This window comes from Candidatus Neomarinimicrobiota bacterium, assembly GCA_041154365.1.
GTDB lineage: Bacteria > Fidelibacterota > Fidelibacteria > Fidelibacterales > Fidelibacteraceae > Fidelibacter > Fidelibacter multiformis.
In genome coordinates this window covers 1572338-1585243 of the sequence record AP035449.1, presented here as the reverse complement: position 1 = coordinate 1585243, position 12906 = coordinate 1572338, and the positions used below count along the sequence as shown (strand labels likewise).

The 12906-nt window shown below is 45.9% G+C and carries 9 protein-coding genes; 2 read left to right on the top strand and 7 right to left on the bottom strand.

Annotated elements, in window-relative coordinates:
- The first annotated feature begins 28 nt into the window (after positions 1-28).
- Both dacB and strainIA91_RS06865 read left to right on the top strand, forming a co-directional pair.
- Positions 29-1513, top strand: a complete 1485-nt coding sequence (dacB, locus tag strainIA91_RS06870) for a D-alanyl-D-alanine carboxypeptidase/D-alanyl-D-alanine-endopeptidase (RefSeq protein WP_400166043.1) — start codon at positions 29-31, stop codon at positions 1511-1513.
- A gap of 293 nt (positions 1514-1806) precedes the next feature.
- Entirely contained in the window at positions 1807-2535 is a 729-nt protein-coding gene (locus strainIA91_RS06865) for a Bax inhibitor-1/YccA family protein (protein ID WP_400166042.1), read from the top strand.
- Between the two features lies 1 nt (position 2536).
- On the opposite strand, the gene strainIA91_RS06860 is transcribed toward strainIA91_RS06865, so the two are convergent.
- The 7 genes from strainIA91_RS06860 to strainIA91_RS06830 all read right to left on the bottom strand — a co-directional run bounded on the left by strainIA91_RS06860 (position 2537) and on the right by strainIA91_RS06830 (position 12868).
- A complete protein-coding gene (locus tag strainIA91_RS06860; protein ID WP_400166041.1) occupies positions 2537-4111 on the bottom strand; it encodes an amidohydrolase family protein in 1575 nt (524 codons plus the stop codon).
- 16 nt (positions 4112-4127) lie between these two features.
- A complete protein-coding gene (locus strainIA91_RS06855; protein WP_400166040.1) occupies positions 4128-5789 on the bottom strand; it encodes a M14 family zinc carboxypeptidase in 1662 nt (553 codons plus the stop codon).
- Complete coding sequence (locus strainIA91_RS06850) at positions 5779-6753, bottom strand: hypothetical protein (RefSeq protein ID WP_400166039.1); 975 nt, start codon at positions 6751-6753, stop codon at positions 5779-5781. Before strainIA91_RS06850 ends, strainIA91_RS06855 begins: the two co-directional genes overlap by 11 nt.
- 73 nt (positions 6754-6826) lie before the next feature.
- Positions 6827-8566, bottom strand: coding sequence for an ATP-binding protein (locus strainIA91_RS06845; RefSeq protein WP_400166038.1), 1740 nt, complete (start codon positions 8564-8566; stop codon positions 6827-6829).
- Positions 8567-9247 carry a response regulator transcription factor gene (locus strainIA91_RS06840; RefSeq protein ID WP_400166037.1) on the bottom strand — a complete coding sequence of 227 codons (681 nt, stop codon included), beginning with the start codon at positions 9245-9247 and terminating at the stop codon, positions 8567-8569.
- Between the two features lie 138 nt (positions 9248-9385).
- On the bottom strand, positions 9386-11941 hold the full coding sequence (locus tag strainIA91_RS06835; protein ID WP_400166036.1) for an Ig-like domain-containing protein: 2556 nt from the start codon (positions 11939-11941) through the stop codon (positions 9386-9388).
- A gap of 9 nt (positions 11942-11950) precedes the next feature.
- Positions 11951-12868 carry a TolB family protein gene (locus strainIA91_RS06830; protein ID WP_400166035.1) on the bottom strand — a complete coding sequence of 306 codons (918 nt, stop codon included), beginning with the start codon at positions 12866-12868 and terminating at the stop codon, positions 11951-11953.
- Between the last annotated feature and the right edge of the window lie 38 nt (positions 12869-12906).

The following is a 12906-nucleotide window of genomic DNA, read 5'->3' as shown; positions in this document are numbered from 1 at the left end:
TGACTGCCCCCTGAATAAAGGTGTACACATGAAAATACGCATTATCTGCATTTTGCTTATCGGAATGATTGCTTTTAATGGTTGTGCCACGATAAATCCTTTTGTCAAAGAGAAAAAATGGGAAAATGAAACGGCAGCAAGAATCGATTCTCTTTTCAATGATCCTCTCTTTGACCATGCCTTTTGGGGTGTGCAAATCAAATCGGCTGTAACAGGTAAGATCTGGTATGAAAAAAATCAAAACCGAATGTTTATGCCGGCATCCAACAATAAAATTCCAACTACGGCTGTTGCACTCACACATTTCGGACCGGATTACCGCTTTAAAAGCTTGGTAACCACAAATGGAGAAATCAAAGATTCCATTCTTACCGGTGATCTGATTGTATTCAGTAACGGTGATCCAACCCTTTACGAGCGTTTTTTCTTTGATCCCAGGGATGTGTTTAAAGACTGGGCACGACGTTTGAAAGCGATGGGTATCCGAGAAATTGAGGGACGGATCATCGGGGATGACGATGCTTTTGACAACCGGCGGATAGGGAGCGGCTGGAGTTTTGATTATCTGGATGTATGGTATGCGGCAGAAATCAATGCTCTCCAGTTTAATGAAAATTATGTGGATCTTATCATTACACCGCCCTTGATGCCCGACGGAGAACTCCTGGTGGAACCCAATGTGGAATCCTCCTATTTCACCATTGAAACAGATGTGGTGGTGGGGGATACAGGAAAAACCAAAATCCGGGTGGACCGGGATTACGGATCCAATATAATTCGGATCAACGGATATGTCCTCGCCGGTGATGCATCGTTTATGGTTTCACCATCTATTTTTAATCCGACTCTTTTTTATGGCACGGCTTTGAAAGAAACACTGCTTGATGAAGGAATCTCAGTCAATGGACCTGTTGTTGATTGTGATGATATCGAAGATGAATCCTGGCGGGATAGTACAGAAATTCTCTATGTACATGATTCACCGCCTTTTCGGGATATCCTGAAAGGGCTCATGAAGCGAAGCCAGAATCTCTATGCAGAGACCATGGCACGGCTGCTGGGGTATGATGTATACGGCCTGGGCTCTTTTTCAAACGGACGAAAAGTGGTCGAAAAACAACTGGAAGCGTGGGGCATAGCCCCTGACAGCTATGTGTATGCTGACGGATCCGGACTTAGCCGATATAATTATTGGAGCCCGTCCCAGCTGGTGACCATTCTTGAAGCCATGTACCATTCACCCTATTGGCCCGTCTGGTACGAAATACAATCCGTAGCCGGGCAGGATGGAACCTTGAGAAACCGGATGAAGGGAACACCTGCCGAAGGGAACGTCCATGCAAAAACCGGGACCATAGCCAATACAAGGGGTCTTTCAGGTTATGTGACGACCCGCAACGGAGAATTACTCATTTTTTCCTTCCTCATTAATGGCCATCTCCTGAAATCTGATGAAACGGATTTGATTACAGATAAAGTACTGGAATTATTGGCGGAGACTGGTGATTGGTGACTGGTGATTGGTGATTGGTGACTAGTGACTGGTGATTGGTGACTGGTGATTGGTGACTGGTGACTGGTGATCAGGTCGTTTTTCAAAATGCTTATTGAATCAAAACACCATTCTCAATTCCGCATTCTCAATTCTCAATTCCCAATTCTCAATTCTCAATTCTCAATTCTCAATTCTCAATTCTCCATTCTCCATTCTCCATTCTCCATTCTCCATTCTCCATTCTCAACTAAACATCCCCAAGAAACCATATCCCCGTTTGAGCGTATATTTTCAAAAAAAGGAGGAAAACAATGAACCGTTTGCGTCCCTTTGATCATACAGTATATACGGGTCATTCAGTCCGGTCGGATGCTGTAGCTGAAGCACAAAAGGAATTTGTCACGAAAGTTTTTGGATGGATGACGGCAGCACTGGTGGTGACCGGTGTGGTGGCCAGGGGAGTTTTTACATCCGAAGCGCTTCAACAATTTATTTTTGGAACACCTTTTGTCTTTTTTGGACTGATTATCGCAGAACTGGGACTGGTGATATATTTATCCGCAGCGATAAACCGTATGACTGCTGCAACGGCAACCTGGACATTTTTAGGGTATTCGGCACTGAACGGACTCACGTTATCTGTCATTTTTATGGCGTTTACCAGTGAATCATTGGCCTCCACTTTTATCATTACAGCGGCCATGTTTGGAGCCATGGCTGCCTGGGGATATTTTACAAAGAAAGATTTGACGGGCCTGGGGAGCCTGGCATTCATGGGCCTTATCGGAATTTTGATTGCCTCTGTAGTGAATCTGTTTTTAAGAAGTGAAGGCCTTTATTGGATTGTCAGTTATGTGGGCGTTTTGGTTTTTACAGGTTTAACGGCTTATGATACCCAGAAGATTAAAGAGATGGCTGTCATGGGTGGATCAGATGCCGAATCATATCAGAAAGTAGCTGTTTTAGGAGCCCTGAAACTTTACCTGGATTTTATCAATCTGTTTATCATGATGTTGCGGATCATGGGACGTCGGCGCTGATTTATTCGCCGTTCCGGAGTATTTTTCCAGGCAATTGCCCGGTATGCCGGCCCTTTTGAAGGACGATTTTCCCATTGACAATGACGGTGTGAATCCCTGTGGGATATTGCTTGGGATTGACGAATGTGGCGGTATCTGCAACATGTACCGGGTCAAATATAACTAGATCTGCAAAATACCCCTTTTCCAATAATCCTCGTTTCTTTAATCCCATTTGACGGGCAGGAAGGGATGTCATTTTACGGATGGCCTCTTCAAGGGGAAAGAGCTTTTTATCCCGGCTGTAATGCCCTAAAACCCTCGGAAATGATCCGTAATCGCGAGGATGTGGATTTCCCACATTCAAGGCTCCGTATGGTGCCCAGGTGACACTGTCACTTCCGATGGAGACCCAGGGACTGGATAATATTTTCTCCGTGTTTTCATCACTCATGGCAAACCCGGCGATTTCAACCCCGTTTTGATCATCAATCATCAGTTTTTTTATAAATTCAAAGGGAGATAATCCGGTTTCCCGGGCACCTTTTTCAACGGAATAACCTTCCCAGTGACGGTTGTTTTCATGACTTACATAACTGATTAAAATCCGGTCAGCACCACCCATGTGGGCAATTTTCATGTCTGTATAGTCCCTGATTTTTTCACAGGTCCCGGCATCTTCCAGCCGTTCCAGAATTTTTTCAGTCCCGCCTTCCCGGCTCCATAAAGGAAGAAAGATCTCCAGTGTTGTTCCATACGCTGTATAGGGGTAACGGTCTACACCGATGGGATATTCCAGATCAATCAACTCCTGAATCCGGGCGATCACCGTGTCTGCCTTATGCCAGTTGGGCGTATTGCAGGCTTTCAAATGTGAAATCTGAACCGGTATATCCGCTTCATGACATATCCGGATGACCTCTCCCACCGCTTCTTCCAGGTAATCACCTTCATCCCGCATGTGGGAAGCATACCGGCCGCCACGGGCGGATACCGCTCGGCATAATGTGACCAGTTCCTCCGTTTCGGCAAAGCTGCCCGGTGCGTATTCCAGTCCCGTAGATAAACCCAGACTTCCTTCATCAAGAGTTTGTTCCAGTTGCCGGATCATGGCTTGCAGGCCTACGCGATCCGGAGCACGACCCGTATTTCCCATCACTGAAATCCGCAAATCTCCATGCCCTGTAAATGTCCCGTAGTTGATACTGATACCAGGATCTTCCAGTTGACGAAAAAATTCATCAAGGGTTCTCCAGGAGGTCCTGACCCCAAAGAGTTGTTCAGATCGATCATGCCATGTTTTCTCATTGTGTCCCGACAGGGGATAGGGAGACATGCCGCAGTTGCCTGAGATTTCTGTGGTAACACCCTGCCGGATTTTGCTTTCCGCCTGGCGGTTGATCAGCAATTCAGCATGGGTATGGCTGTGGACATCGATAAATCCAGGAGATACCGCCAGACCACTTGCATCAATAACGGTGTCTGCATGCTCGTGAACAGACCGGTCAATGTGAATGATTTTTCCTTCCCGGATGGCAATATCCGCTCTTATCGGTGATTTTCCGTCACCGATGTAAACCAGGCCGTTTTGTATCATCAGATCCATATTTTTCTCAGCGTATCATTAAGGCTTTCTGCCGGACTTTTTGACGGTTATTTTCAGCGGATATGATATAAATCCCCGAAGAAACCTCTTTCCCGTCGTCTTGTGTTCCATCCCAGCGGAATGTGTGTGTTCCTGCCGATAAAAAATCCTTGTAAAGGGTTTTAATCTGACATCCCTGGATATTATAAATGATTAAGGATGTTTTTTGCGGCATGGATGTGTAAAGCTGAATTGCCGTTTCTGGATTGAACGGATTGGGATAGGGAGGATTCAAGACAAATGTTGCGGGTGTATAGGGATGAGGATCTGTGTGAACCGGTATGCGTGTAATATCCGTCAGCAGATGGGATTGCACTTCCACCTGAAAGAGTGTATCCGTCCTGTCAGGATAGTGGAGACAAATGTCGTATTTTCCGGCTTCCAGGGGATAAAAGAAAAGGGAATCGGACGCTTCCAAGGGAATTACCACCCCCGGGAGATTCAGGATTTCTACTGATTCAGGGAGTTGTTCTCGTGTTCTGAAATCACCCCTAAGACCTTCATGGGCCCGTTTGATAAAATGTAACAGAGACCGTTTATGATAATCCCACAGTTCTCCCAGTTGTCCTGCCGGATATTGCTTTATATCACTGATTTCAATCGTCACTTCCTTGCAACTGTGATAATCATTCATGAAATCCTGGCGGCCGCCGTAAATGGCATACCAGTCCCAGCCATTTGTCACACCCTCATTAAATTCATTGAAATAGTCATCCGGCGCATAAAAGCGGACAGTGTCTGCATATTCCCGGCTGATGGATATGAACCAGTTCGTTTCAGGATGCCTGTCCGGTGTAGAATCCCAGGGATAATTCACACATTCATTGCCTGCATGAAAATTGGCAGACAGGTGAACCTGGTTTTTTTCGGCAAAGGCCATCATAGCCTGTGTTTCCGGTTGCCGGGGCGAAGTGTTGGGATTTGGAACATGACGGGCATCTGGAAAATTTCGATTTAAATCCTCTTCGTTGGCATTGTATCGGATGCATCCATCCAGCGTGCTGTCGCTGGTATAATAAGCACCGTCCGGATTGGCCAGGGGATTGATCCAGATACGGGTTTCTTCCACAAGCTGCCAAATATCCGATGAATCGGCATAAGAACTGAGGAGGGTGTCTATCAACCGTAACATTAAAATCGATGTGGCGGTTTCATCACCATGCATCTGGGCAGTGTAGAAAAAACCGGGTTTTTCTTCTTTCTCCTTAAGATTTCCGCTGATTTCTGCCGCTATCAGTAATCTTCCCTGGACTGAATAGCCCAGTGTATCGATTCGACAGATTTTCGGATACTCCTTTTTAAAAGAGGCCATTAATGCAAGATAAGCCGGGTAAGTAGGATATTTGGACCACTGGATATCCCTGAGATCTTCGTTTGTCATGTCCAGTCCTTTGGAAGTCCTAACAGGTGTGAGTAAACGATAAGGGATGTTCATTTGCAAAAAAGCTTTCCACTCCCGGTCATTGGCATAGGCTGTGATGCTGTCTTTATCTACGTGATCTATACTGATTATGCGGGTTAAATTAGACGGAGAAACACCTTTCCGGCTGAAACGGAATGCCCGAATGTCAGCCGTTAATATGCTGCTTTGCCATAAAAGCAGTACGAGAACGCACCATTTAGTTTTCATGGTTTTGAAGAGTATCTTGCGGTATATATGGGATTGAAAGACTGTCAGTTTTTGCAGGTTCCCGTAAAAGAGGCTCAGGTATGGACAGGCTGTCCCTGAAGAATCGAAGCTGTGTTTGAAGCTTCGCCTGATCCTCCAGACATGTAATCACATCCCGCTGGAGTGAGTCCAGATATTGGTCATAATTTTTTAGCGCAATTTCCACAGAATCTTTGAAAAGAATCCGGTCTTCCTGCAAAGTTACGGCAAAATCCGTGAGCCCTTCCATCAAAGTGTTATAAGCGGTTATCAGGGAATCCTGGCGCCGGGCCAGTGATTCCTGTTCAGTCATGACTTTATTGTGGCGTTTTTCAATTTCACGGAGATATTTTTCCGAAGAAAATTTGATGATATCCATGATGGAAGATTCCACAATACTCAGATCCTGGCGGAGAAAATTCTGATGCTGAACGACGGTGCGGATCTGTTGGGTCAGGGAATCGAAACCTGTTTTCAGGGTTCCAAGCTGCTTCTGCAGGAAGAGGGCGGACTGTTTATCATCAGGGACATCCCTTAAATCGGTGAGAAAGAGTTCAAAATCCTGTTGTTCCACAAATTCGGCAAACAGGGAATCCAGGGTAATGCTTTGCTCAATGATCATATCCTGCAGATAGCGCATCTGTGCATCGTTTTCCTGGTTTAATACCCGGATTTCAGCTCTCAGCTGATCAATCTCGATATCCTTTTTGTGCAGGAAACGGCCTGTGCTGTCAAGGAGTGTCTGAAGGGAATCCACTTTCTGTTGTAATGTGTTGATTGTCTTGTTTTGTTCGGAAATCTGTGTGTAAAGGGTCAGTGTTTTCCGGTTCAGGTCTTCTTCAGTCATCAGCTGCCGGGAGGCAGGCATGAAATCCCAGGTGGCACAACCCTGAAGTAAAAGAATGAGTATGATTACCGAAAACATTTTATGTACAGAAAATTTCATGGCATAATTTACAGCAAAGAAGAGGGAATAAAAAATGAACACTCAGGAAAAAATAATGAGCAAAGCTTATATTTTATGTAAGAAGAGTCGTATGACGAAGAGGAAGCGTAATCAGGAATTCAGTCCCTTTTTTCTTCTCACTGTTCACACTGATGTATCCCTGGTGGAGTAAAACGATATGTTTTACAATGGAAAGTCCCAAACCGGTTCCGCCAACCCGTCGGGACCGGGATTTATCCACCACATAAAAACGTTCAAAGATTCTGTTCAGATCATCTTCGGGGATACCAATGCCCGTATCAGCGATAGAAAAATAGATCGACGTTTCATCTGCCCGGGCTGAAATGGTTATAGAGCCGGTCTCGGTATATTTGACCGCATTATCGATGAGGTTTACAAAGAGCTGTTCCAGCTTAAATTCATCGGCTTCCAGGGATGGCAGATGATCCGGAAGATTCAGGATGAGTTCGAGTCCCTTGGCTTCCATTTTTTGTTTGAATATGGAACTGACATTTTCGATGAGATGCACAGGATTAAGAGTATCGATTTTCAATGTAAAATCCCTTTTTTCCATTTCGGAAAGGATCAAAAGGTCCTCCACAATATGGATAAGCCGGTCTGTATTCCGTTTGATGATGTTCAAATACCGGGTCGTTTCGGGATTTTCATCTTCCAGGAGTGTTTCAATAAATCCTTTGATGGATGTGAGGGGTGTTCGTAATTCATGAGAGACATTGGCTATAAAATCCCTTTTCATCTGGCGAAGATTTTTCAGTTCTGTCACATTGTGTAAAAGCACCACGATCTCTTTCCGGGTTTTCAGGCAGTTCAGGCTACAAAGGTAAATTTGTCCATCCAGTTCAATTTCACGGGTGTAATACCGGTTCTCCTGGTTTACATGGCGGAGGAGAGTAGTAAATTTATCCGGCAGGACATCCTCGATGGGGACATGCTTCAGATTATTCCGTTTGGCCAGACTGGCAAAGCTGTTGTTATACAGGGAAATTTTTCCTTCGGGATTCAGGACGACCACTGCTTCCTGGATGGCAGAAATCACTGCCCGGAGTTCCTCTTTCTGACGGTTTGTCTTGGCAAAGAGCCGGGTAATTTGCGCCGCCATTTCATCAAAATTATTGGCCAGAAACGTGATTTCATTCTGAGGATTATCCTGATAGGTGATATCCAGTGTCTCCTCGGCAATACGTCGGGATGTGGACACCAGTTCTTTGATGGGCTTGGATAAGTCCCGTGCGAAATAAAAAGCCAGGACCATGGCAACAGCAATAAAAATGAGGGTGATCATCAGAAAACGGTTCCGGAGGGTAGCCAGAAGAGTATTGATATCCTCCAAAAAAAGGCTCAAGCGTAAGACAGCCGTGATATCGCTGTTTTGTAATAAAGGCATGGCGATATAGAGCATTTCCGTCTGAACGGTGGTACTGAAACGGACACTCCTGCCGATCCGGCCTGTAATGGATTCCATGATTTCTGGCCGGTCTCTGTGGTTTTCCATGACGGCAGGATCCGCTTCGGAATCGGCTAAAACCACACCGTCTTTCCGGATGACCGTGATCCGGGCGTTGATATGTTTTCCCTTCTCTTTTACAAATGCATCCAGTTGGGAGTAATCTTTTTGCCGGATTAACTCCAGGACCCTGTCTTCCAAAGAGATGGCCAGATTTTCAAGGGAAGACGACAATGTGTTGATATGATTTGTACGGATGATGGTAAAGGAAAAGAGGAAAATGACGACAGAAAGTATCAGGATAATAAAGGCATAACGGCTGAACACACGGTAAAAAATGGAATTCACTTATTCCTCAACTTTATATCCGATACCCCGGAGATTGCTGATATATTTTCCGGCTTCCCCCAGTTTTTCCCGGATGTGTTTAATGTGGACATCGATGGTCCGGTCTAATACTGCTTTTTCGTTTCCCCACAGTCTGTCCAGTATCTGATCACGGCTGAACACCATTCCTTTCCGCTCACACAAAATAGTAAGGATGCGAAATTCGGTGGGTGTAAGAGGGACAGGCTTGTTGCGGTAGGTGACCTCATATTTTTCCGTATCAATAAATACTTCCTGGTTAATATTCAGAAGAGGTGAATCCTGTGATGAGATTCCCCGGCGCAAAACTGCTTTGACCCGTGCCACAAGCTCTTTTGGGGAAAAAGGTTTGGTCACGTAATCATCAGCCCCAAGTTCGAGTCCCAATACGGTATCTGTCTCGTCTCCCCGGGCTGTAAGCATCACCACCGGCATGTTGTTATGACGGGGATCTTTCCGAATATCCCGGCAAATATCCAGCCCATCCATATCCGGTAACATGAGATCCAAAATGGTCAGATCCGGGATGTTGTTTTTCAGATAATCATAGAAACTCTTTCCGTCGCTGAATGTCTCCACTTTAAAGCCTGAGCGCTTTAAATGCAGTGAGACCAACTCCAGAATGTCCGCTTCGTCATCGACAATGGCAATTTTTTCGTTCATGGTCCTTTTCCCTCGTATCGTACAGCTTAAGATATTCCAAGCGGATATAAAATAAAAGCAGGAAATGGTTAAGAGATGGTTAAGAAAAAGGGACTGCCGGTGTGACAGTCCCTTTAAGCGGACATATTTTCTATTATTTTACTTTAAAAACAGCATTTTTCCTGCTGAGACCTGTGTTGGGGTTTCCACCCGGTAAATGTATTCGCCGCTGGAAACCTCTTTTCCGGACTGATCCCGGCCGTCCCATGTCAGTTCATGGTATCCTGCAGAAAGGGTCTGCCGGGCATAGCGCCGGATCAGGGTGCCGTTGATACTGTAAACAGACAGGATCACCGGTTGCCCTTCTGGCATCGAAAAGGCTATGGTCGTTTCCGGGTTGAATGGATTGGGATAATTGCCATGGAGAGTTATGCTTTGAGGAATTTCGGAGAGAGAATTTTCCACGGAAGATGCTGTTTTTGTGACGATTCGGAGTTCATCCAGGTATAGAACACCGGACGGGTTGGCATCCTCATGCCAGGTAAACTGGAAGCTGTCCATCCGGAGCGTCCCGTCCACCGAGCCGTCACCGAGCCATTCTCCGGTGCCGTCATTGGCGATATCCCAGCTGACAAGACGCCATCCGTACCAATCCACCTTGATCCACGGACTGACTTCGTGTCCGGCGTTCCCGGTGATATCATCATCCACGGCAAATCGAAAAGAGATATTGTTGCCCATACCGTAAATATAAACCTGAAGCCGATAGCTGTTATCGAAAGTGAAGGATTGGGGATCCTGATACTCGCGGAGCAGGTGTGCATCCGCTGTTTCATCGAATTCATAACTCAGTTTCATGGCCTGGGTGCTGTTCAGGATTGGGAGGACCTTTTCCGTTGTTTGTTCCACGGTTCCTGTGACCAGTCCGACAGTGGATCCGCTGTATTTCGGTTCGTGCCACTTGGTAAAATTGACCTCAAAATTATCCACAGTTTCTTTGGATGTGTAGGCATAACCGGTGGTAAAACGATAAGCCCGGGTTCTGTCGAACATGTAGTTGTCGAACAGATCTTTCAATCCACCCTGGTATACATAGGTTCTGTAGATGGATTGGGGATTGAGTTCGCTTGCAGGAGCCAGGGATATCACACTTCTGTTACCGATGATGTCGTGGATGATATCCACATCGATAAAATAATCTTCTGTATAATTCTGAAGTTTCAGGTGATTGGTATCGATATTTTCATCTGCCAGAATTTCATCAAATACCAAATTAATCACCACATCGGTTTCAATATTTTCGGCACTGATCAGAGGGTACATATCATCAGAGGAAATGGAGGGTGGAGTAATATCCTGGGCGCTGGTAGTAAAGGTAAGTGTATAATCGTCACCGCTGGTACCGTCTCCGTTTCCATCCAGATTCAGACCCCGGTTTCCCAGTGTATTTCCGCCAATGGTGAGGGTGTATTGTGTTTCAAAGGCCAGGGAATCGTCAGTGGCTTTCAGGGTTAAAATCCTCAGTTCCGTATTCCAGGAAAAGATCAAATCTTCAGCCGGGGTCAGGGAGAGGTTGGCCCTGACGGACGCTGTATCCATTTCGTGGCTGAAATAGATGGTGATGGGATTCCATGCCGGATGGGATGTTTCGTCCTGTGTCGGTGTAGAAGCAAGGACGACCGGCGGCTGGCTGGAAATGAGATTTACATCCCTGTGATTGTAAAAAGCATCCCCAATCACCACTTCCTGTGTATCCGGATAGAAATCTTCCGCTTCTACAATCAGGGTATAGGTCCCGGGAGCCAGACTGTCGAACAGATAAAACCCGTTGTTTTTGTTATCTCCGGTGTACGTTTCAACAAGAGTTCCTTCCTGATACAACGAAGCCGTGACATCATTCACCGGTTTTTTATTGTCATTGGTCCCATTGATATAGAAATAGGGGACGGTTTCAAGGGGATTCCGCACGACACCAGACAAATTCCGGAAAGGAAAATCCGGCTGGTCATAAAGTTTCACAAATGAGCGGGCAATAGCCCAGGATTCTTCCCGGCGATAATCCAGATTTTGAAGTCGCCAGGATTCCGGTACGTAGTCATGAAAGGATCCTTCCGATAAAGTGCCGGGCATATTGAGTCCACGCAAAACACCCAAACCGGACCGGTTACCCTGGGAGTCTGTCCAGCTGTAGAAACTCCAATCTCCCCGGACATGGTTGTTGGTGGTTCGGTGAGACTTATAGATTTCGGTCCCCATGATAGGTGCCATTTCACCTGCCAGGGGAAAGAGAGCCCCGGTTACCGTCATATCGTAATTTTCGGCGGTGACTCCGGGATCCCAGCCTCTGTAAAGCATGAGGGTGTAATTCAATTCTCCGTTAAATCCATTGCTGTGAATCGATTCAAAAATATCCGCCTGAAAATCATTGGCCATGGCGGAAATCGTGGAAAGAGGAAGATCGTCAGATGTATAATTGGTTGTACGGGAGATTCCTACCGTGGCTCCCATATTTTCAAGGAGTGTTTTAAGGTAGAGACCCTTTGTCAGGTTTCCTTCCGATTCCCAGAAGCCCGTGGCGGCAATGTATCGGTCATCGGAATCGTGTCCGCCGTGACCTGGATTGACATAAATACGGATACCGCTTAGATCCTGGCTGAAAAGGAGGGAGGCTGACATCAATGAGACAAGTGTTATAAAGATTGTTATTTTTTTCATCAGTCTCTCCTATTCCGTCACGTGGAGTTTCATTATATAGATCCGCCCTGTCAGATCATGATATGTCAGTGCTTTATTATCAGGGGACCAGCGGGGATACATTTCGATGACATCATCTGTTTTTGTCAACTGCACGGACTCTTTCCCGTTTGCCGAAGCAAGCCATATTTCCGATTCAGTTATAAAATGACCGTCATCATAATCCTTCATATATGCAATCCATTGGCCGTTGGGAGACCATGCCGGAGCATTGGCATACCCCAGTTCCGCCTGGATATTGCCATCCAAATCACAGATAAATGTCCCTTCGCCGGCTTTATTGTACAGAATCTGATCACCACGTGGAGAAAGAGATGCCCAGACATAGTTTCCTTCTCCGGATGGAGCCAGCCGTTTCTCTTTGCCATTATCGTACAGTGTCAGATGATTTTCAAAGGTGTGTACCAACCGAATTCCGGGATTTTCTGCCTTCCGGTCCCTGTCTACGACAAGAATCTTTGTCCCGGTCCGTGTGACCACTCCCTCTTCTGTTGCCAGCAGGGGATGGGTTAAAAGCCGTTTGTTTTCGATCAGATAATCTCTTCCCTTGCTCAGCCGGTTATAAACCATTAGGGATCTGTAACGTCGATGGTTTTCATACGTATCCCGTAAGTAATAAATCCGGTTTCCATCCGGAGAGTACAGAGGTTCATACCCTGATCCCATTTCATGGGAGATCTGAACCAGGGTTTGGGTTCTGAGGTTATATTCCCATAACCCGGCAAAACGTTCTCGGGTTAAGAGCAATCGTTCACCGTCCGGACTGAATTTCGGATAATAGAAAGATCCGTCACTCTCCGGAGAGATGACATCGACAGATGCTGCATCAGGCAGTGCGCCATAGAGGCCAGCTGAAAGCAGAATGAGAAGGATTAATGTTTTTTTCATTACCACTCCATAAGCATTTTTTTACTATTTATGATCTA

Coding starts and splice junctions, on each gene's coding strand:
- dacB (WP_400166043.1), top strand. CDS start 29: ATGAAAATACGCATTATCTGCATTTTGCTTATCGGAATGATTGCTTTT.
- strainIA91_RS06865 (WP_400166042.1), top strand. CDS start 1,807: ATGAACCGTTTGCGTCCCTTTGATCATACAGTATATACGGGTCATTCA.
- strainIA91_RS06860 (WP_400166041.1), bottom strand. CDS start 4,111: ATGATACAAAACGGCCTGGTTTACATCGGTGACGGAAAATCACCGATA.
- strainIA91_RS06855 (WP_400166040.1), bottom strand. CDS start 5,789: ATGAAAACTAAATGGTGCGTTCTCGTACTGCTTTTATGGCAAAGCAGC.
- strainIA91_RS06850 (WP_400166039.1), bottom strand. CDS start 6,753: ATGAAATTTTCTGTACATAAAATGTTTTCGGTAATCATACTCATTCTT.
- strainIA91_RS06840 (WP_400166037.1), bottom strand. CDS start 9,247: ATGAACGAAAAAATTGCCATTGTCGATGACGAAGCGGACATTCTGGAG.
- strainIA91_RS06835 (WP_400166036.1), bottom strand. CDS start 11,941: ATGAAAAAAATAACAATCTTTATAACACTTGTCTCATTGATGTCAGCC.
- strainIA91_RS06830 (WP_400166035.1), bottom strand. CDS start 12,868: ATGAAAAAAACATTAATCCTTCTCATTCTGCTTTCAGCTGGCCTCTAT.